A 20,120-nucleotide genomic window follows, 5' to 3' on the forward strand; every position below is an offset into this window, starting at 1 on the left:
CGACTGTGCCAGCAATCGCTGGCACAGTCGGAGCGATCCGGGAGGCTGCGGCAGTCATGACCGAGCACGTACGGGTGGCGGTGATCGGGGCCGGGTTCGGTGGGCTGGGGGCGGCCGTGCGGCTGCGTCGGGAAGGGGTCACCGACTTCGTGGTCCTGGAGCGCGCCGGAGCCGTCGGGGGCACCTGGCGGGACAACACCTATCCGGGCTGCGCCTGCGACGTCCCCTCCCACCTCTACTCCTTCTCCTTCGCCCCCAACCCCGAGTGGCCGCGCAACTTCTCCGGCCAGGAGCACATCCGCGCCTACCTGGAGCGGGTCACCGACGTCTTCGGGCTGCGGTCCCACATCCGCTTCAACTCCGAGGTGAGAGCCCTGCGGTGGGACACCGAGCGGCTGCTCTGGGAGATCGACGCCGGTGGCGGTGCCCTCACCGCCGACGTCGTCGTCTCCGCCACCGGGCCGCTCGCCGACCCCAAGGTGCCGGACGTTCCCGGGCTCGACGGCTTCCCCGGCAAGGTCTTCCACTCCTCCCGCTGGGACCACTCCTACGACCTGCGCGGCAAGCGCGTCGCCGTCATCGGCACCGGCGCCTCCGCCATCCAGCTCGTGCCCGGCGTCCAGCCGGACGTCCGGCGGCTCACGCTCTTCCAGCGCACCCCGCCCTGGGTGCTGCCGCGCGCCGACCGGCGGATCACCGCGGCCGAGCGCTGGCTGCACACTCGGGTGCCCGCCACCCGCGCCCTGCGCCGCGGAGTGCTGTGGGGCATCAGGGAGATGCAGGTCAACCTGTTCACCAAGTGGCCGGACCAGCTGGGCTGGATAGAAGGCCTCGCCACGGCCCACATGGCGAAGGCGATCAAGGATCCGGGGATGCGCGCCCTGCTCACCCCGGACTACCGCATCGGCTGCAAGCGCATCCTGCTGTCCAACGACTACTACCCGGCCCTGGCACAACCCAACGTCGACCTCGTCCCCTCCGGGCTCGCCGCGGTCCGCGGCTCCACGCTCGTCGCCGCCGACGGCACGGAGGCCGAGGCCGACGCCATCGTCTTCGGCACCGGCTTCCGGGTGACCGACATGCCGATCGCCGAGCGCGTCACCGGCGCCGCCGGGACCACGCTCGCCGAGGAGTGGAAGGACGGCATGGCCGCCCTGCGCGGCACCACCGCCGCCGGCTTCCCCAACTTCCTCACCGTCATCGGGCCCAACACCGGCCTCGGGAACAGCTCGATGATCCTCATCATCGAGGCCCAGCTGAACTATCTCGCCGATTTCCTCCGGCAGTTGGACGTCCTCGGCGGGCGCGCCGCGCTCGACGCCCGCCCCTCCGCCGTCCGCGCCTGGAACCGGAGCCTCCAGCAGCGGCTGGAGCGCACGGTGTGGAACAGCGGTGGCTGCGACAGCTGGTATCTCGACGCGGAAGGCCGCAACACCGTGGTCTGGCCCGGGAGTACGGGCGAGTTCCGCCGGGTCACCCGCCGCGTCGACCTCGCCGAGTACCAACTGCTGCGCCCGGCCCGGATCCCGGCGGAGGCGGCCCGATGAGCGCCCGTACGAGCCTGACCGGCCAGGTCGCCGTCGTCACCGGGGCGGCCCGCGGCGTGGGGGAGCTGCTCTCCCGCAAGCTGGCCGCGCGCGGGGCGCACGTGGCCCTGGTGGGCCTGGAGCCGGACGGACTGCGGCGCGTCGCCGAGACCTTGCGCACCGACTCCGCCCACTGGCACGCCGACGTCACCGACCACGAGGCCATGGACCAGGTGGCCCGCGAGGTCAAGGCCTGCTTCGGCAAGGTCGACGTCGTCGTCGCCAACGCCGGTGTGGCCGCGGGCGGTCCGCTGGCCGACTCCGACCCGGAGGCGTGGCGCCGCGTCGTCGAGGTCAACCTGGTCGGCAGCGCCGTCACCGGGCGGGCCTTCCTGCCCGTCCTGGCCGAGAGCCGTGGCTATCTGCTGCAGGTCGCCTCGCTCGCCGCCCTCGCGCCCGCGCCGATGATGACCGCGTACTGCGCCTCGAAGGCGGGCGTGGAGGCGTACGCGCACTGCCTGCGCGCCGAGGTCGGGCACAAGGGCGTACGGGTCGGGGTGGCGTACCTCAGCTGGACCGACACCGACATGGTGCGCGGCGCCGACGAGAACGACGTGATGCGCGAGCTGCGGCAGCGGCTGCCGTGGCCCGCCAACCGCACCTACCCGCTCGGCCCCGCCGTCGACCGGCTCGTGGCGGGCATCGAGCGCCGCTCGTCGCACGTGTACGCCCAGTGGTGGCTGCGCGGCATGCAGCCGGTGCGCTGGGCGCTGCCGGGGCTGATCGCCCTGGCCGGGCCGCGCGAGATGCGGCGCGCGGAGCCCCGGCTGACGGCCCTGCCCGGCGGGCTGGTGGGCGCGGGCGGCCTGGCCGACACCAAGGAGCGCACGGAGCGTAACTGATCGAAATGCGGCTTTCATTCCTGCATGTGAGGCTGGCCGTGCCCGACCACCATCACCCCTGAGGAGTGAGCACAGCATGGGCATGAAGGACGACATGCAGAAGAAGGCCCAGCAGGCCAAGGAAAAGGCCCAACAGGCCAAGCAGCAGGCCCAGCAGAAGGGCCAGCAGACCCAGGACAAGGTGCGCCAGCAGCAGCAACAGCGCCAGCAGCAACAGCAGGGCCGGCAGCAGTCCCTGGACGACATCCAGGACGACGACCTCAGCTGAGCGGCGCCATCCGGTTCCCCGCGCCCCGTAAGGGGCGCGGGGAACTGCGCGCTCAGCCACCGCCGGCCCGCAGTCGACGCACCACCCCAGGGGCCCGGGGCGAAGCCCCGGTTACGGGGCGCTGCCCCGCGGCGGCAGCACCGGCCGCCGCAGATCCGGCACCCCCGAATAGTCCGGCGGCGTAGCCGCACCGTGCCGCTCCAAAAGGTCCAGCGCCAGCGCCACCGCATCGTCCAGCTGCTTGTGCCGCCCCTCCGCCCAGTCCAGCGGCGTACGGTCGACCTCGATGTCGGGCTCGACCCCGTGGTTCTCCACGCCCCACCGGTAGGCGTCGAACCAGGCCGCGTTCATCGGCACCGTGATCGAGGTGCCGTCGCCCAGCCGGTGCCGCCCGGTCATGCCGACCACGCCGCCCCAGGTGCGCAGGCCCACGACCGGGCCGATGCCCTGGAGTTTGAAGGCCGCGGTGATCATGTCGCCGTCGGAGGAGGTCATTTCGTCGGCGATGGCGACGATCGGGCCGCGCGGCGCGGTGCTCGCGTACGAGACGGGCTGGGCGTCGCGGGTGAGGTCCCAGCCGATGATGGTGCGGGTGAGCTTCTCCACCACCAGCTCGCTGATGTTGCCGCCCGCGTTGCCGCGCACGTCGACGATCAGGGCCGGGAGCGACATCTCCATCCGCAGGTCGCGGTTGAACTGCGCCCAGCCGGAGCCGCCCATGTCGGGGATGTGCAGGTAGCCGCACTTGCCGTTGCTGAGCTCGCGGACGACCGCGCGGCGCTTGGCCACCCAGTCCTGGTAGCGCAGCGGCCGTTCGTCGACGAGCGGGACGACGGCCACGCGGCGCGCGTGCCCGTCGGCCTCGGGCGGGTGGAAGGCCAGCTCGACCGTGGTGCCGCCGGCCGCCGCCAGCAGCGGGTACGGGCCGGCGACCGGGTCGACCGGGCGGCCGTCGACGTGGGTGAGGATCGCGCCCTCGCGGATGCCCGAACCGGCCAGCGGGGAACGGGCCTTGGAGTCGGAGGAGTCGCCGGGCAGGATGCGCCGCACCGCCCAGCTGCCGTCCTTCAGGTGCGTCAGGTTCGCGCCGAGCAGGCCGATGGCGCGCTGGTAGTGCGGCGGGCCCTCGTTGCGGCGGGCGGGGGTGACGTAGGCGTGGGAGGTGCCGAGTTCGCCGAGGACCTCGCGCAGCAGGTCGGCGAAGTCGTCGGGGGAGGCGACCCGTTCGACCAGCGGCCGGTACTGCTCCAGCACCGCGTCCCAGTCGATGCCGCACATGCCCGGCTCCCAGAAGTACGCCCGGATGATCCGGCCCGCCTCCTCGTACGCCTGCCGCCACTCCGCGGCCGGGTCGACCTCGTGCAGGATGCGGCGCATGTCGATGAAGACGGTCGACTCGGGGTCGCCGGACTCGGTCGAGGGCACGGCCCGCAGGTCGCCCTCGTCGTTGACGACGAGCCGGGTGCCGTCGCCGCTGACCGCGAACCAGTCGATGGACGAGGTGAGTTCGGAGCGCTTGGCCTTGGCCAGGTCGAAGTGCTCCAGGGTGGGGCGGCCGGAGGTGTCGGCGGGATTGGCGAAGGTCTCGCCGAGCGCGCCGGAGATCGGCCAGCGCAGCCACACCAGCCCGCCGCCGCTGACGGGGTAGAGGTGCGAGTACTTGGAGGCGGCGACGGGGAAGGGCGTCACCCGGCTCTCCAGACCTTCGGCCTCGACCAGGGTCGCGCCCTCCTCGCCGCCGCCCTCGTCCTGGTCGAGCCCGCCGCCCGCCGGGCGGCCCTCGATGGTCAGGGCGAAGGGCGAGGGCGTCGCCGAGGACAGCGGGACGAGGTAGGGGCGGCAGCCCAGCGGGAAGGACAGGTCGCCGGTGTGCACGTCGTAGACCGGGTCGAAGCCGCGCCAGGAGAGGAAGGCGAGGTAGCGGCCGTCGCGGGTGAACACCGGCTGCTCGTCCTCGAAGCGGCCGTTGGTGACGTCCACGACCGTCCCGTCCGCCAGTCTGGCGATCCTGATCTGCCGCAGCGAGCGGCCGACGCGGGGATGGGACCAGGTCAGCCAGGCCGAGTCGGGGGAGAACGACAGGTCGCGCACGGGCCCGTTGACGGACCGGACCAGCTCGGTGACCTCGCCCGCGCCCTCGGCCGAGGTGTCCACCAGCAGCAGCCGCCCGTCGTGCGCGGCGACGGCCAGCCGCGCCCCGTCCGGCGAACCGAGCGTCTCGTGCACCCGCCCGATCCGCCCGGCCGCCACCCGGCGCGGCGCGGACGGCCCGGCGGCGCGCGGCAGTTGGGCGATCTCGATGGCGTCCTCGCCCTCCGCGTCCGTCACATACGCGATCCGGCCGGTCGAGCCGAGCATCTCCGGCAGCCGCACCCGTACGCCCGGGGTGTCGGAGATGGCCCGGGCGGGGCCGTCGCGGTGGGTGAGCCAGTAGAGGCTGCCGCGCACCTGGACGGCGCTGGCCCGGCCGGTGGTGTCGACGGCCAGGGCGTCGACGTGGTTCGAGGCCTGCACCTGGTACGTGCGGCGCCCGGCGCGCGGGCCGCCGAGGCGGACGTCCAGCCGGCGCGGGACGGCGTCCGGGCCGAAGTCCTCCACCAGCCACAGCGCGCCCGCGCACTGGTAGACCACGCGCGAGCCGTCGGTCGAGGCGTGCCGGGCGTAGAAGTCGGCGTGGTCGGTGTGCCGGCGCAGATCGGATCCGTCGGGGAGGACGGAGTAGAGGTTGCCGGTGCCCTCGTGGTCGGAGAGGAAGGCGATCCGGCCGCCCACGAACATCACCGAGTCCAGGTGGCCGTTCAGGTCCGGCACCAGCCGCTGCCCGTGCAGCCACAGCCTGCCCATGGCGCCGCCCCGGTAGCGCTTCCAGGAGGCGGGCTCGTGCGGCGGCTTGCCCGCGAGCAGCAGGGTGCGGTGCTCGCCGTCGACGTCGCCCATCGCGATGTCGGACACCGGGCCCCAGGGCAGCCGCAGGCCCGGACTGCCGTCGGTGGGCAGCCGGTAGGCCCAGGAGAAGTAGGAGAAGGGCTGGCCGTGCGAGGAGACGGCGAGGATGTCGTACCCGCTGCCGCGGTCGGACGGCGCCCAGCCGCAGACCCGGGCGTCGCTGCTGCCCCAGTGGCTGAGCCGGCGGGCGGGCCCGCCGGAGACGGGCACCAGATGGACCTCGGGATCGAGGCTGCGCCAGGTGGTGAACGCGATCGACTCCCCGTCGGGGGAGAACCGCGGGTGCCCGCAGCGGGTGCGGTCGACGGTGAGCCGCCACGGCCGCTCCCCCTCGGGGGCCAGGGAGGCGAGCCAGAGGTCGTCCTCGGCGACGAAACAGACCAGATCGCCGTGGATGTGGGGGAACCGTAGATACGAACCAGAGTCCTCTCTCACCCCACCATCGTTTCGACGGGGCAGCGGCCCGGCAACTCGGTCCGCGTCCGTCAGTGACCGAGAACACCATCGAAACGGTCCCGTTTCGCTCTCCGCCCGGCTTACGCTCGTACGGTACGAAACCGTTTCGTACGACAGCTTCGGCCGGGAAGGAGGCGGAATGCCTACGGACACACCCAAGCCGGCGGTGCGCCGCACCCGGCTGACGCCCGAACGCGAGGCCGAGCTCTACGAGGCGGTCCTCGCACTTCTGCGCGAGGTCGGTTACGACGCCCTCACGATGGACGCCGTCGCCGCCCGGACCCGCGCCAGCAAGGCCACCCTCTACCGCCAGTGGAAGGGCAAGCCCGAACTGGTCGCGAGCGCGCTGCGGCACGACAAGCCGATGAGCCTGGCGGACATCGACACCGGTACGGTGCGCGGTGACCTCCAGTTCATGGTGTGCAGCGCCGACCAGGACCGGATGGACAAGGACGCGGCCCTCATGCGAGGGCTCCAGCATGCGATCCACCGGGATCCGGACCTGAAACAGGCACTGCGCGAGCTGCTGATCCAACCCGAGATGGACGCGCTGGACGCCATGTTCCGGCGGGCCGTCGACCGGGGGGAGATCGAGGCGGGCAATCCGGCGCTGCCGTTCGTCGGGCACATGGTGCTCGGCGGCTTCATCGCCCGTCCGCTGATCGAGGACCGCACCGCGGACTCGGAGTACCTCAGCCGCTACATCGACGCCGTGATCCTCCCCGCTCTCGGCCTCTAGAACCACAACCCAACCGAGTCACCTGACACGCCGCTCTCGTCGTCGGGCTGGACTCCCACGCCCGCATTCCTTCGCACCGACCCGACGGGAGCACCCGCCTCGTGGCCACGTTCCTCTACAAACTCGGCCGGCTCGCCTTCCGGCGCCGCTGGTACGTCGCCCTGATATGGGTGACGCTGCTGGCGCTCGCCGGAGCCGGCGCCGCCACCGCCTCCAAAGCCACCAACGACAGCTTCTCCATCCCCGGCACCGAGGCGCAGCACGCCTTCGACCTGCTGGAGAAGCGCTTCCCCGGCCAGCGTGCCGACGGCGCGAGCGCGCGCCTGGTGTTCAAGGCCCCCGAGGGCCAGAAGATCACCGACCCGAAGAACACGGCCAAGGTCGAGAAGGTCGTCACCGAGCTGAAGGGCGGGGGCTCCCAGGTCGAGTCGGTCGCCGACCCGTTCCAGGCCAAGGCCGTCAGCCGGGACGGGACCACCGCGTACGCGTCCGTCACCTACAAGGTGAAGTCCAACGAGCTCACCGAGGACTCGCGCACCAACCTCAAGGACGCGGCCGAGCACGGGCGTGACGCCGGGCTGACCGTCGAGACCGGCGGCAGCGCGCTGCAGTCGATGCCCGAGGGCGGCAACACCGAGGTCTTCGGCATGGCGATCTCCGCCGTCGTGCTGCTGGTCACCTTCGGCTCGCTGGTCGCGGCGGGGCTGCCGCTGCTGACCGCGATCATCGGCGTCGGCATCGGCATCTCCTCGATCACCGCGCTCTCCGCCACGCTGGGCCTCTCCAGCAACACCTCGACGCTCGCGATGATGATCGGCCTCGCGGTCGGCATCGACTACGCGCTCTTCATCGTCTCCCGCTACCGGGCCGAGGTCGCCGAGGGCCGCGAGCGCGAGGAGGCCGCCGGACGGGCCGTCGGCACGGCCGGTTCCGCCGTGGTCTTCGCCGGCCTCACGGTCGTCATCGCGCTGGCCGGCCTGGCCGTCGTCAACATCCCGGTCCTGACCCAGATGGGCCTCGCCGCGGCCGGCACGGTCGCCATCGCGGTGCTGATCGCCCTCACCCTGATCCCGGCGCTGCTGGGCTTCTGGGGCCGCCAGGTGCTCTCGCGGAAGGTCCGCAAGGGCACTGCCGCCGACAGCGGCAAGCCCAACATGGGCACGCGCTGGGCCCGCTTCGTGCTGCGCCGCCCGGTGATGGTGCTGCTGGCCGGTGTGATCGGCCTCGGCGCGGTCGCCGTCCCGGCCGCCTCGCTGGAGCTGGGCCTGCCGGACGACGGCTCGCAGCCGGTGAAGACGACCCAGCGCAAGGCGTACGACCTGCTGTCGGACGGCTTCGGCGCGGGCTTCAACGGGCCGCTGATGCTGGTCGTCGACGCGGGCGGGAGCGACAACCCGAAGGCCGCCGCGCAGTCCGTGGAGAAGACGGTCAAGGGCCTGGACGACGTCGCCATGGTCACGCCGGCCCGCTTCAACCACGACGGCGACACCGCGACGATCACCGTCATCCCCAAGTCCAAGCCCAGCGGCAAGGAGACCGAGGACCTGGTCCACGCGATCCGCGACAAGGGCGCGTCCATCAAGGACGACACGGGCGCCCAGGTGCTCGTCACGGGCCAGACGGCGATGAACATCGACGTCTCGCAGAAGCTGAACGACGCGCTGCTGCCCTACCTGGCGCTGGTCGTCGGCCTGGCCTTCCTGCTGCTGATGGTCGTCTTCCGCTCGGTGCTGGTGCCGCTCAAGGCGGCGCTGGGCTTCCTGCTCTCCGTCGTCGCCGCGCTGGGCGCCGTCGTCGCGGTCTTCCAGTGGGGCTGGCTCAGCGGGATCCTCGGGGTCGAGGAGACCGGCCCGATCATGAGCATGATGCCGATCTTCATGGTCGGCGTGGTGTTCGGCCTCGCGATGGACTACGAGGTGTTCCTCGTGACCCGCATGCGGGAGGCGTTCGTGCACGGCGAGCGGCCGGGCGAGGCCATCGTGACGGGCTTCCGGCACGGGGCGCGGGTGGTGTCCGCCGCGGCGGTCATCATGATCAGCGTCTTCGCCGGCTTCATCGGCTCGTCCGAATCGATGATCAAGATGATGGGCTTCGGCCTCGCGATCGCGGTCTTCTTCGACGCGTTCATCGTGCGCATGGCGATCGTCCCGGCGGTGCTGGCCCTGCTGGGCAAGGCGGCGTGGTGGCTCCCCGCGTGGCTGGGCAAGCTGCTCCCGAACGTGGACGTCGAGGGCGAGGCCCTTGCCGTGCCGGCGGCTGCGGCTCCGGTGGCCTCGGCCGATCCTGACGAGGACCCGCGCCTGACGCGCGTCTGAGGTACCTGTCCGACGGCGGCCCGTCCTCCCACGAGGGCGGGCCGTAGCGCCCCGTAAGGGGCGCGGGGAACTGCGCGACCAGCCCCCACCTGCCTGCAGCCGACGCACCACCCCAGGGGTCCGGGGCGAAGCCCCGGGACGCCGACTGCGGGTCCGTCGTGGCTGATCGCGCAGTTCCCCGCGCCCCTTACGGGGCGCCGGAAACGTGGCAAAGGCCACCCCATGGAACCGCCGGTACGGCAAACCACGTTTTCCCCAGTGGCGCGATCGGGGGCGCGCGACAAGGAAAGGGCCCGCGTGTGAACCTGCTCGATCTGCTCCTGTTGCTGGTCGTCATCGGCTATGCCGTCTCCGGCTACCGCCGCGGCCTGGTGGCGAGCGCCGTCCTGCTCGCCGGCTTCCTCGGCGGAGCCGTCCTCGGCGTGTGGGCGCTCCCGTACGCCCTGCGCCCCTTCGAGCCCGGCACCGCGACGGCCGCCGTCGTCGCCGTGCTCGTCGTCCTGATCCCGGCCGGCATCGGCCACGCCCTGGCCGGCCGGCTCGCCTGGCGGCTGCGCCGCAGCCTGACCTGGGCCCCCGTCCGCGGTCTGGACGGCGCCGGCGGCGCCGCCGTCAACTCGCTGGCGGCCCTCCTGGTCGCCTGGGTCGCCGCCAGCGTGCTGGTCTCGGCGAACTCCACCCTGCTCACCCAGGAGATCAAGGACTCCTCGCTGCTCAACGCCGTGCAGAAGGCGATGCCCGAGCAGGCGCCCACCTGGTTCAGCCGCACCACCGACGCCCTGGCGGGCGCCGGCTTCCCGCAGGTGTTCAACCCCTTCGAGAGCGAGCCCGCCACCAGCGTGCCCAAGGCCTCGGGCGACGCGGTCACCACCGCCGCCACCCAGGCGGCGCGCGACAGCGTCGTCAAGATCGAGGGCGTGGCGGACGTCGGCAGCGGCCGCCGCGGCCAGGAGGGCAGCGGCTTCGTCTACGCCGACGAGCACGTGATGACCAACGCGCACGTGGTGGCCGGGGTCAGCGACCCGACCGTCCGCGTGGGCGGCGTCGGGCGGACGTACCGGGCGAAGGTCGTCCTCTTCGACCCGAAGACCGACGTCGCCGTCCTGGACGTGCCGGGCCTGGACGCGCCCGTCCTGCCCTTCGACAAGAGCGCCAAGCGCGGGGACGCGGCGGTCGTCGCCGGCTACCCGGAGAACGGCGGCCTGGACCTGCGCGCCGCGGCCGTCGCCAACGAGCTCCGGGCCAAGGGCCAGGACATCTACGGCGACGGCATCACCACCCGCGAGGTCTTCTCCGTACGCTCCACGGTCCGTCCCGGCAACTCCGGCGGCCCGCTGCTGAGCCCCTCCGGGAAGGTCTACGGCGTGGTCTTCGCCCGCTCCACGGCCAATGCGGAGACCGGCTATGTGCTGACCGCCGAGCAGGTCGCGGCGGACGCGGCCCGCGGGGCCAGGGCGACGGTGCCGGTGGACACGGGGAGCCGGGCGGCGCAGTAGCGCGCACCCCCGGGGCGCGCAGATGCGCATGGCTTGCAGCTACGGCAGGAACGCGCCTACGGTGTGCCGTCATTTGCACACCCGTAGGAAGGTCCTGCCGTGGCCAGCTCCGTCTCCTCCGCCCCGGACGCGCGTCCGTCGGGCCTGCGCCGCATAGCAGCGGTGATGACGGGCGCCGAGTGGCGCCGCATGGGCGGCATGGCCGCCTTCATCCTGGCCCTGCACGTCATCGGGTGGTTCACGCTCGTGGCCGTCGTGGCCCCCGAGCACCACACCGTGGGCACGAAGACCTTCGGCGTCGGCATCGGCGTCACCGCCTACACGCTCGGCATGCGGCACGCCTTCGACGCCGACCACATCGCGGCCATCGACAACACCACGCGCAAGCTGATGCACGAGGGCAAGCGCCCGCTGTCCGTGGGCTTCTGGTTCTCGCTCGGCCACTCCAGCGTCGTCTTCGGCCTGACCTTCCTGCTCGCCCTCGGCGTCAAGGCCCTGGCCGGGCCCGTCCAGGACGAGAACTCCTCCCTCCACCAGATCACCGGCTGGATCGGCACCACCGTCTCCGGCGCCTTCCTCTATCTCATCGCGATCTTCAACGTGGTGATCCTGGCCGGGATCTGGAAGGTCTTCCGGCAGATGCGCGCCGGCCACTTCGACGAGGAGGCGCTGGAGGAGCAGCTGAACAACCGCGGGCTCATGAACCGGCTGCTCGGCCGCGTCATGAAGTCGATCTCCAAGCCGTGGCAGATGTACCCGCTGGGCCTGCTCTTCGGCCTGGGCTTCGACACCGCCACCGAGGTGGCCCTGCTGGTGCTGGCCGGCTCCGGCGCGGCCTCGGGCCTGCCCTGGTACGCGATCCTTTGCCTGCCCGTGCTCTTCGCGGCGGGCATGTCGCTGCTGGACACCATCGACGGCTCGTTCATGAACTTCGCCTACGGCTGGGCCTTCTCCAAGCCCGTCCGCAAGGTCTACTACAACCTCGTCATCACCGGCCTGTCCGTCGCCGTGGCGCTCGTCATCGGCACGGTCGAACTGCTGGGCCTGATCGCCGACAAGCTGGACCTGCACGGCCCGTTCTGGGACTGGATCGGCGGACTGGACCTGAACACGGTCGGCTTCGTCATCGTCGGCATGTTCTTCGTCACGTGGGTGCTCGCGATGGTGGTCTGGAAGGCCGCCCGCGTCGAGGAGAAGTGGACCGCCCACGTCCGCCCCGCCCCGGCCCCCGCCCTGGCCGACCGCACCGAGACCTGACCCGCGCCCCCGGCCGCCCACCCCCGGTCAACAGTGCGAATCGGGCGCGTTGCACCATGGTGGACTGGCAACGATCGGCACGGCAGGAGCAGTACCAGTGGTGGACGTCCACGGCACGACGGCGGACGGGTTCGAACCCGTCCGCGCGGCCTTCGCAGACAACTTCGCCCTCCGCGGCGAGCGCGGCGCCGCCGTCACCGTCTACCGCGACGGCACCAAGGTCGTCGACCTCTACGCGGGCACCCGCGACGCCGACCCGGGCGACGAGCCCTGGCGGCACGGCACCGCCCAGGTCGTCCGCTCCGCCACCAAGGGCGTCGCCGCCGCCGTCCTGCTGCTCCTGCACCAGCGCGGCCAGGTCGATCTGGACGCGCCCGTCGGCACGTACTGGCCCGAGTTCAAGGCGGCCGGCAAGGAGCGCGTCCTCGTCCGGCACCTGCTCGCGCACCGCGCCGGGCTGCCCGTGCTCGACACCCCGCTCACCCCGGCCGAGGCCGTCGACGGCGTCAGCGGCCCGCGCGCGCTCGCCGCGCAGGCGCCCGCCTGGGAGCCCGGCACCGAGCACGGCTACCACGCCCAGACCTACAGCTGGCTGCTCGGCGAGCTGGTCCTGCGCGTCACCGGGCGCACGCTCGGCACCTGGGTCGCCGAGGAGATCGCCGGTCCGCTGGGCCTCGACCTGTGGATAGGCCTGCCGGACGCCGAGCGGGACCGCGTCGGCCGGATAGCCGACGTCGAGGCCCCGCCCGCGCCCGCCTCGGCCGGGCTGCGCGTGCGCGCCAAGCAGTCCGTCACGGACGCCTACCGCGACCCGGAGTCCCTCACCCGCCGCGCCTTCGCGGCGATCGACCCGCACCCGGACGAGAACGACCCGGCCTACCGGGCCGGCGAGCTCCCCGCCTCCGCGGGCATCGCCACCTCCGACGCGCTGGCCCGCTTCTACGCCTCCCTGACCGGCGTCGTCGACGGCGGCCACCGGCTCTTCGCCCCCGCCACCCTGACCCTCGCCCGCACCGAGGAGTCGGCGGGCCCGGACCGGGTCCTGATGGTGGGCACCCGCTTCGGGCTGGGCTACATGCTGCACGGCGGGGCGTGCCCGCTGCTGGGCCCCGGCTCCTTCGGCCACCCGGGCCGCGGCGGCTCGCTCGCCTTCGCCGACCCCGAGTCGGGCATCTCCTTCGGCTACGTCACCAACGGCATGCAGAAGAACGTCACCGCCGACCCGCGGGCCCAGGCGCTGGTGCGGGCGGTTGCGAAGTCGCTCGCCGGGTAGTCACCCCGTGTGCTGAGACGGTTCGACGGCCGGCCGGTCCTGATCACCGGTACCGGGCGCCGGCGGAGGCGGCACCCTGCGACGTGGGCGACCGGGCCGCCGTCGAGGCGGCGGTGGCGGTGGCCGTCGAGCGGTTCGGCGGGCTGGACGTCCTCGTCAACAACGCCTTCGCCTGCCATCCGGATCCGGCGCTCGTCGAGGACGAGACGGACGAGGCCTGGCAGCGCGACCCCGACATCACGCTGAACGGCGCCTTCCGCTGCGTCCGGGCGGCCATGCCGCACCTGGCCGCCGCCGGGGGCCGCGGCGCGGTGGTCAACGTCGGCTCGGTCAACGGGGAACAGGACTTCGGCAACCACGCCTACAGCGCGGCCAAGGCCGGGCTCGCGAGCCTGACCCGCACCCTGGCGGGCCTGGGGGAGCGCCGCGCGCGGGGTCCGGGTCAACCTGGTCGCGCCGGGCACGGTGGACACGCCCAACTGGACCGGGCGCGAAGCCGCCTTGGAACGGGCCGCACCCCTGTATCCGCTGGGGCGCGTGGGGCGGCCGGAGGACATCGCGGCGGCGGTGGCGTTCCTGGCATCGCAGGATGCGGCATGGATCACGGGCGTGACGCTGCCGGTGGACGGCGGGATCCTGATCGGGAACGTGGCCTTGCGCGGGGCACTGAGGGGCGCCCCGCAAGGGGCGCGAGGAACTGCGCGAGCAACCGAAGCCGACCCGCGCTGACAGGACGGGACCTCTCACAGCCCCGTTCCATACGATGGCGCGGTGAGTACTGACACCGCGACCCAGGAACGGAACCCGCACCCGTGGCAGCACCGCCTCCGCCGGTTCGGCTACGCGCAGCGGGCGGGCACGGGAGTGCGGGAGCGGCTCGTGCCCCCGTACCCCGAGCCGGGGACGCGGGTGTGGGGGGCGCTCGGCGCGGGCCCCCTCCTGGCGCACCGGCTCGCCCGGTCCACCGGCTGGGCCGGCCCGCTGCTCGTCGCCCTGTTCGCGGGGGTGCTCCGGTTCTGGAACCTGGGCAGTCCGAACGCGGTGATATTCGACGAGACGTACTACGCCAAGGACGCCTGGGCGCTGTGGAAGTTCGGCTACGAGGTCGACTGGCCCAAGGACGCCAACGACAAGATCATCGCCGGGCATTCGTACGTCGGTGACGCCGCGGCGTACGTCGTCCACCCCCCGGTGGGCAAGTGGGTCATCGGCATCGGCGAGCAGCTCTTCGGGCTGCACCCCTTCGGCTGGCGCTTCATGGTCGCGCTGCTCGGGACGCTCTCCGTGCTGATGCTGTGCCGCATCGGCCGCCGCCTGTTCCGCTCCACGTTCCTCGGCTGCCTGGCCGGCGGGCTGCTCGCGGTGGACGGGCTGCACTTCGTGATGAGCCGCACCGCGCTGCTCGACACGGTGCTGATGTTCTTCGTGCTGGGGGCCTTCGGCTGCATCCTCGTCGACCGCGACCGCGCGCGGGCGCGCCTGGCGGCGGCCCTGCCCGAGGACGAGGACGGCGAGGCGTATCCGGATCCCGCCGTCGGCGACCGGCTGCGCCTGGGCCTGCGCCCCTGGCGGCTCGCGGCCGGCGTCCTGCTGGGCCTGGCCTGTGCCACGAAGTGGAACGGTGCCGTGTTCCTGGCCGCGTTCGGCCTGATGATCGTGCTCTGGGATGCCGGCTCCCGGCGCACCGCCGGGGCGCTGCGCCCGTGGCGCTCGGCGCTGCGCCGCGACGTGCCGTGGGCGTTCCTGTCGACGGTGCCGGTGGCGCTCGGCGTCTATCTCGCCTCCTGGACGGGCTGGTTCGCCAAGAGCGGCACGTTCAGCCCCTCGCTGGGCTGGCAGCACAGCGGCTACGACCGGCACTACGCCGAGACCGAGGGCGGTCACAGCCCGGACGGGTTCCTCGCCGGGATCCTCAACCCGCTGCGCAGCCTGTGGCATTACGAGCAGCAGGTGTGGGACTTCAACACCACGCTCTCCTCGCCGCACACGTACCAGTCGAACCCATGGAGCTGGCTGGTCCAGGCGCGCCCGGTCTCGTACTTCTACGAGTCCCCGAAGCCCGGCCAGGACGGCTGCCCCACGGACGCGGTCGACAAGTGCGCGCGCGAGGTGCTCGCGCTGGGCACGCCGCTGCTGTGGTGGGCGGCCTGCTTCGCGGTGCTGTACCTGCTCTACCGCTGGGCGTTCCGGCGCGACTGGCGCGCGGGTGCGGTGCTGTGCGGGGTGGCCGCGGGCTATCTGCCCTGGTTCATGTGGCAGGAACGCACGATTTTCGTCTTCTACGCCGTGGTGTTCGCGCCGTTCCTGTGCCTCGCCGTGGCGATGATGACCGGCGCGATCCTCGGGCCGCGCGGCTCCTCGGAACGGCGCCGGGTGGCCGGCGCGGTCGTCGCGGGGACGCTGGTCCTGCTGATCGTGTGGAACTTCGTCTACTTCTGGCCCCTTTACACGGGCCAGGCGATCCCGATCGACGCGTGGCGCAACCGCATGTGGTTCGACACCTGGATCTGACGCCGGATCCGGTCCCCGGCGGGAAACGTTCCGGCCACCCTCGCGTCGTATGTCACTCCTGTCCCGTAGAGTTCCCTCTGGAGTTTTAATCGACTGATTAAAAGCTGGTCCGAGCCATGGGGGGAACCGTGGGGGCCAGGAGGGGGATCGGCATGCACAAGGGTGCGAAGTACGCCGTCGGCGGGGTCGCCGCCGCGCTGGTGGGGGCCGCGGGCCTGGGGGTCTGGACCTTCGCCGACGCCATGGGCGGCGACGGCGGATCCGTACACACCGAAGCGGCTCCGGTGGAGACGGGGCCGCCGAGCGCGAGCGAAGTGGAGTCGACCGCCCGCGACTTCCTCGCGGCGTGGGAGGCGGGCGACACGGAGAAGGCCGCGGGCCTGACCGACAACACCCAGGCGGCGACGGCGGCACTGACCGGCTACCGCGACGCCGCCCGCATCGAAAAAGTGACGTTCCGTCAGGCAGCTGCCACGGGCGCCACGGTGCCCTTCACGGTCACCGCAGAGGTGGCCCTGGACAAGCAGCGCTCGACCTGGACGTACGAGTCCTCGCTCGCCGTGGTGCGGGGCCGGGGCAGCGGCCGCGCCCTGGTCGCATGGCAGCCCGCCGTCCTGCACCCGCAGTTGGCGGCCGGCGAGTCGCTGAAGACGGCCGCCACGGAGGCCCCGCAGGTCACCGCCGTCGACCGGGACGGCAAGGAGCTGGACCCCAAGGACTACCCCTCGCTCGCCCCCCTCCTGCCCGAACTGCGCAAGAAGTTCGGGGAGAAGGCAGGCGGCGAGCCGGGTGTGGAGGTGCGCAGCCAGGGCGCCGGCGGCGCGCCGGGCAAGACGCTCTTCGTGGTCTCCAAGGGCAAGCCGGGCACGTTGCGCACGACGATCGACGCGGGCGCGCAGCGCGCGGCCGAGGCGGCGGTCGCCCGGCGCGCCGATGCCTCGGTGGTGTCGGTCAAGCCGAGCACGGGCGAGATCCTGGCCATCGCCAACGCGCAGAAGAACGGTTTCAACGCGGCGATCGGCGGGACGACCGCGCCCGGCTCCACGATGAAGATCGTGACGTCGGCGGTGCTGCTGGAGCAGGGCAAGGCGGCGCCTGGCAAGCCGCTGCCGTGCCCGAAGTTCGCGACGTACGGCATGCAGTTCCACAACGTGGAGAAGAGCGAGAATCCGGGCGCGACGTTCGCGCAGGACTTCGCCGCCTCGTGTAACACGGCGTTCGTCTCCCTGGCCGGCCAGCTGTCCGACACCGCGCTCGCGGACGAGGCGCGCGACGTCTTCGGCATCGGGCTGGACTGGAAGGCCGGCATCTCCACGTTCGACGGCAAGGTGCCCTCGGACTCCGGGGCCGGCAAGGCGGCGGCGATGATCGGGCAGGGCCGGGTGCAGATGAACCCGCTGACGATGGCCTCGGTGGCGGCCACGGTCCGCAACGGGTCGTTCAAGCAGCCGTATCTGGTGGACCCGTCGGTGGACGGCCGCGAACTCGCCCGCGCCCCGCGCTCGTTGCCGTCCGGGGTGGCCACGGACCTCCGCTCGATGATGCGGCTCACCGCCACGGCGGGGACCGGGGCCGGGGCGATGTCCGGCCTCGGCGGGGACATCGGGGCCAAGACCGGCTCCGCGGAGGTGGACGGCCAGACGTCGCCGAACGGCTGGTTCACCGCGTACCGCGGGGATGTCGCTGCCGCGGCGGTGGTGCCGCAGGGCGGACACGGCGGGGATTCGGCGGGGCCGATCGTGGCGGCGGTGCTGAGGGGCGCCCCGTAAGGGGCGCGGGGTGACGGCAGCGCCCCGTCAGGGGCGCGGGGAACTGCGCGACCAGCCACGACGCGTCCGCAGCCGAAGTCCTGGGGCTTTCGCCCCGGACCCCTGGGGTGGTGCGTCGAGTGCGGGCCAGTGGGGGCTGGTCGCGCAGTTCCCCGCGCTCCTGACGGGGCCCTGGTCCGGGGCGGAGCCCCGGTTACGGAAAGATCGCGTCCATGACTGCCACCGTCGCCGTCGCGGTCCTCATCGCCGCGATAACCCACGCCAGTTGGAACGCCATAGCCCACAACATCCGTGATCAGCTATTGGCCTTCACCCTCGTCGGCGGCGGAGGCGCCCTCTGCGGACTGGTGCTGCTCCCCTTCGTCCGTACCCCGGAAGCGGCCGCCTGGCCGTACCTGGTGGCCTCCGCCGTCGTGCACGTCGTCTACCAGGTCCTGCTCATGCGGTCGTTCAGCCTCGGCGACTTCGGGCAGATGTACCCGATCGCCCGCGGCACCGCGCCCCTCGTGGTCACCGTGCTCGCCGCCGTCTTCGCGGGCGAGCTGCCCGGGCAGTGGCAGCTCGCGGGCGTGGTCGTGGCCTCCGCCGGGCTGGTCGGGCTCGCCCTGTGGGGCATCCGTGGTCGTGGCGCCGGTGGACGGCCGCAGTGGCCCGCGGTCGGGGCCGCCCTCGCGACGGGGCTGGCCATCGCCGCGTACACCGTCATCGACGGCCTCGGCGTGCGCGCCGCGCACTCGCCCCTCGGCTTCATCGCCTGGCTGATGGTCCTGGAAGGGCTGGTGATCCCGGCCTGGGCGCTGGCCACCCGGCGCGGCCGGTTCCTCGCGGAGATCCGCCCGTTCGCCGTGCGCGGCCTGCTCGGCGGCCTGCTGTCGGTGTTCGCCTACGGACTGGTGCTGTGGGCGCAGACGCAGGCGGAGCTGGCGCCGATCGCCGCGCTGCGCGAGTCGTCCATCATCGTGGGCGCGGCTATCGGCGCGCTCTTCATGAAGGAGCGGTTCGGTGGCCCCCGCGTGGCGGCCGCAGGCCTGATGGTGGTCGGCATCGGCCTGATGCTGCACGCCGGCTGACGGCGCGCCTCGGGCGCCGGAACGGACAATTCGGGTATCCCTGGCGGCTCGTAGCCAGAGAAACGGAAGAGGAACCGTCCATGCCGCGCACCCGTCGCGCTCTCGTCATCTCTCTCGGCGCCGCCCTGTTGGGCGCCGTCCCGCCGCCCGTCACCGCCCATGCCATCGGCACCCCGGTCTACAGGCTCTCCATCGACCGCCTCGGTTACGTCGCCCCCGACGGCACCGTCACCCTGTCCGGCGCGTACCAGTGCAGCGGCGGCAACGCGGGCGAGCCGGTGTACGTGGCCAGCAACGTCCGGCAGAGCAGCCAGTACGTGCACGCCATCGGCGGCACCAGGGCCGAGTGCGACGGGCAGGAGCACCACTGGCGCAACACCGGCCGTCCCGAGGACCCGGCCGTGCGCCCCGGCGGCGCCAAGGTGGAGGCGACCCTGATGCGGATGCGGCGCGGGGCGATGGGGCTGCCGCTGCCGACGTTCCTGGCGGCGCGCACGCAGGATGTCACGCTCCTGAGGAGGTAGTTCGCCGGGTGCGGGCCGGCTTTTGGCTGCTCGCGCAGTTCCCCGCGCCCCTTCGGGCGCGGTACGGGTTCGTGCCCCGAAGGGGCGCGGGGAACTGCGCGACCGGCCACGGACGGCCCGCAGCCGACGGCGGTGCGCGGGCGCCCTGCGAGGATGGTGGTGTGACTGGAACGCTCGTACTCGCAGGAACCCCCATCGGCGACGTCGCCGACGCGCCCCCGCGCCTGGCCGCCGAGCTCGGTGCGGCCGAGGTGATCGCCGCCGAGGACACCCGGCGGCTGCGCCGCCTGACGCAGGCGCTGGGGGTGCACACCACCGGCCGCGTCGTGTCCTACTTCGAGGGCAACGAGGCGGCCCGCACCCCCGAGCTGGTCGAGGCGCTGGCCGGCGGGGCGCGGGTGCTGCTGGTCACGGACGCGGGGATGCCGTCCGTGTCCGACCCCGGCTACCGGCTGGTGGCCGCCGCCGTCGAGCGCGGCATCAAGGTCACCGCCGTGCCGGGCCCGTCGGCCGTGCTCACCGCGCTGGCGGTGTCCGGCCTCCCCGTCGACCGGTTCTGCTTCGAGGGCTTCCTGCCCCGCAAGGCCGGCGAGCGCCTGGGCCGGCTGCGGGAGGTGGCCGGCGAGCGGCGCACCCTGGTCTACTTCGAGGCCCCGCACCGCCTGGACGACACCCTGGCCGCCATGGCCGAGGTGCTCGGTGCGGACCGCCGGGCGGCCGTCTGCCGCGAGCTGACGAAGACGTACGAGGAGGTCAAGCGCGGCCCGCTCAAGGAGCTCGCCGCGTGGGCGGCCGAGGGCGTCCGCGGCGAGATCACGATCGTCGTCGAGGGCGCGCCCGAGACCGGGCCCGAGGAACTGGACGAGGCCGAGCTGGTCCGCCGGGTGCGGATCAGGGAGGAAGCGGGCGAGCGCCGCAAGGAGGCCATTGCGGCCGTGGCGGCCGAAACGGGCCTGCCCAAGAGGGCCGTGTTCGATGCGGTCGTAGCGGCAAAAAATGCCGCACAGCAGGTCTCGCCGTAGGGTAAAGGGCCAACCCGAAAAGCAAAGCTTGGACCTGGCTGTGAGC

The 20,120-nt window shown here is 72.8% G+C and carries 14 protein-coding genes and 1 pseudogene; 14 read left to right on the top strand and 1 reads right to left on the bottom strand.

From position 1 onward, the window contains the following. Positions 1 to 56: 56 nt before the first annotated feature. From ACMATS_RS22445 to ACMATS_RS22455, 3 genes are all read left to right on the top strand, one after another. On the top strand, positions 57 to 1,547 hold the full coding sequence (locus ACMATS_RS22445; RefSeq protein WP_414168833.1) for a flavin-containing monooxygenase: 1,491 nt from the start codon (positions 57 to 59) through the stop codon (positions 1,545 to 1,547). Next, positions 1,544 to 2,428 carry an SDR family oxidoreductase gene (locus ACMATS_RS22450; RefSeq protein ID WP_414168834.1) on the top strand — a complete coding sequence of 295 codons (885 nt, stop codon included), beginning with the start codon at positions 1,544 to 1,546 and terminating at the stop codon, positions 2,426 to 2,428. The genes ACMATS_RS22445 and ACMATS_RS22450 overlap by 4 nt, the downstream gene beginning before the upstream one ends. A gap of 76 nt (positions 2,429 to 2,504) precedes the next feature. Next, complete coding sequence (locus tag ACMATS_RS22455; protein ID WP_414168835.1) at positions 2,505 to 2,696, top strand: hypothetical protein; 192 nt, start codon at positions 2,505 to 2,507, stop codon at positions 2,694 to 2,696. A gap of 111 nt (positions 2,697 to 2,807) precedes the next feature. Here the strand turns inward: ACMATS_RS22455 and ACMATS_RS22460 are convergent, their stop codons facing one another. Beyond that, positions 2,808 to 6,077, bottom strand: a complete 3,270-nt coding sequence (locus tag ACMATS_RS22460; protein WP_414168836.1) for a S41 family peptidase — start codon at positions 6,075 to 6,077, stop codon at positions 2,808 to 2,810. A gap of 187 nt (positions 6,078 to 6,264) precedes the next feature. On the opposite strand from ACMATS_RS22460, the gene ACMATS_RS22465 reads away from it, so the two are divergent. The 11 genes and pseudogenes from ACMATS_RS22465 (at position 6,265) to rsmI (ending at position 20,074) form a co-directional block, all read left to right on the top strand. Then, a complete protein-coding gene (locus ACMATS_RS22465) occupies positions 6,265 to 6,837 on the top strand; it encodes a TetR/AcrR family transcriptional regulator (RefSeq protein ID WP_390780174.1) in 573 nt (190 codons plus the stop codon). Between the two features lie 101 nt (positions 6,838 to 6,938). Continuing rightward, entirely contained in the window at positions 6,939 to 9,152 is a 2,214-nt protein-coding gene (locus ACMATS_RS22470) for an MMPL family transporter (RefSeq protein ID WP_414168837.1), read from the top strand. A 299-nt stretch (positions 9,153 to 9,451) separates the two neighbouring features. After that, a complete protein-coding gene (locus ACMATS_RS22475; protein WP_390780010.1) occupies positions 9,452 to 10,648 on the top strand; it encodes a MarP family serine protease in 1,197 nt (398 codons plus the stop codon). 165 nt (positions 10,649 to 10,813) lie between these two features. Further along, positions 10,814 to 11,905: a HoxN/HupN/NixA family nickel/cobalt transporter gene (locus ACMATS_RS22480; protein ID WP_414170766.1), complete on the top strand. Its 1,092-nt coding sequence runs from the start codon at positions 10,814 to 10,816 to the stop codon at positions 11,903 to 11,905. A gap of 97 nt (positions 11,906 to 12,002) precedes the next feature. After that, positions 12,003 to 13,178, top strand: a complete 1,176-nt coding sequence (locus tag ACMATS_RS22485) for a serine hydrolase domain-containing protein (RefSeq protein ID WP_390780011.1) — start codon at positions 12,003 to 12,005, stop codon at positions 13,176 to 13,178. Next, positions 13,139 to 13,907 (top strand): annotated as a pseudogene (locus ACMATS_RS22490) (SDR family NAD(P)-dependent oxidoreductase); the annotation flags it as partial. The gene ACMATS_RS22485 and the pseudogene ACMATS_RS22490, both read left to right, overlap by 40 nt. Positions 13,908 to 13,949: 42 nt before the next feature. Then, a complete protein-coding gene (locus ACMATS_RS22495) occupies positions 13,950 to 15,689 on the top strand; it encodes a dolichyl-phosphate-mannose--protein mannosyltransferase (RefSeq protein WP_414168838.1) in 1,740 nt (579 codons plus the stop codon). 152 nt (positions 15,690 to 15,841) lie between these two features. After that, entirely contained in the window at positions 15,842 to 17,458 is a 1,617-nt protein-coding gene (locus tag ACMATS_RS22500; RefSeq protein ID WP_414168839.1) for a penicillin-binding transpeptidase domain-containing protein, read from the top strand. Positions 17,459 to 17,670: 212 nt separating this feature from the next. Then, entirely contained in the window at positions 17,671 to 18,528 is an 858-nt protein-coding gene (locus tag ACMATS_RS22505) for an EamA family transporter (RefSeq protein ID WP_414168840.1), read from the top strand. Between the two features lie 80 nt (positions 18,529 to 18,608). Then, a complete protein-coding gene (locus ACMATS_RS22510; protein ID WP_390780057.1) occupies positions 18,609 to 19,052 on the top strand; it encodes a DUF6299 family protein in 444 nt (147 codons plus the stop codon). A 161-nt stretch (positions 19,053 to 19,213) separates the two neighbouring features. Beyond that, a complete protein-coding gene (gene rsmI, locus ACMATS_RS22515; RefSeq protein WP_336416443.1) occupies positions 19,214 to 20,074 on the top strand; it encodes a 16S rRNA (cytidine(1402)-2'-O)-methyltransferase in 861 nt (286 codons plus the stop codon). The last annotated feature ends 46 nt before the right edge of the window (positions 20,075 to 20,120 follow it).

This window comes from Streptoverticillium reticulum (genome assembly GCF_047456005.1).
Lineage (GTDB): Bacteria > Actinomycetota > Actinomycetes > Streptomycetales > Streptomycetaceae > Streptomyces > Streptomyces reticulum.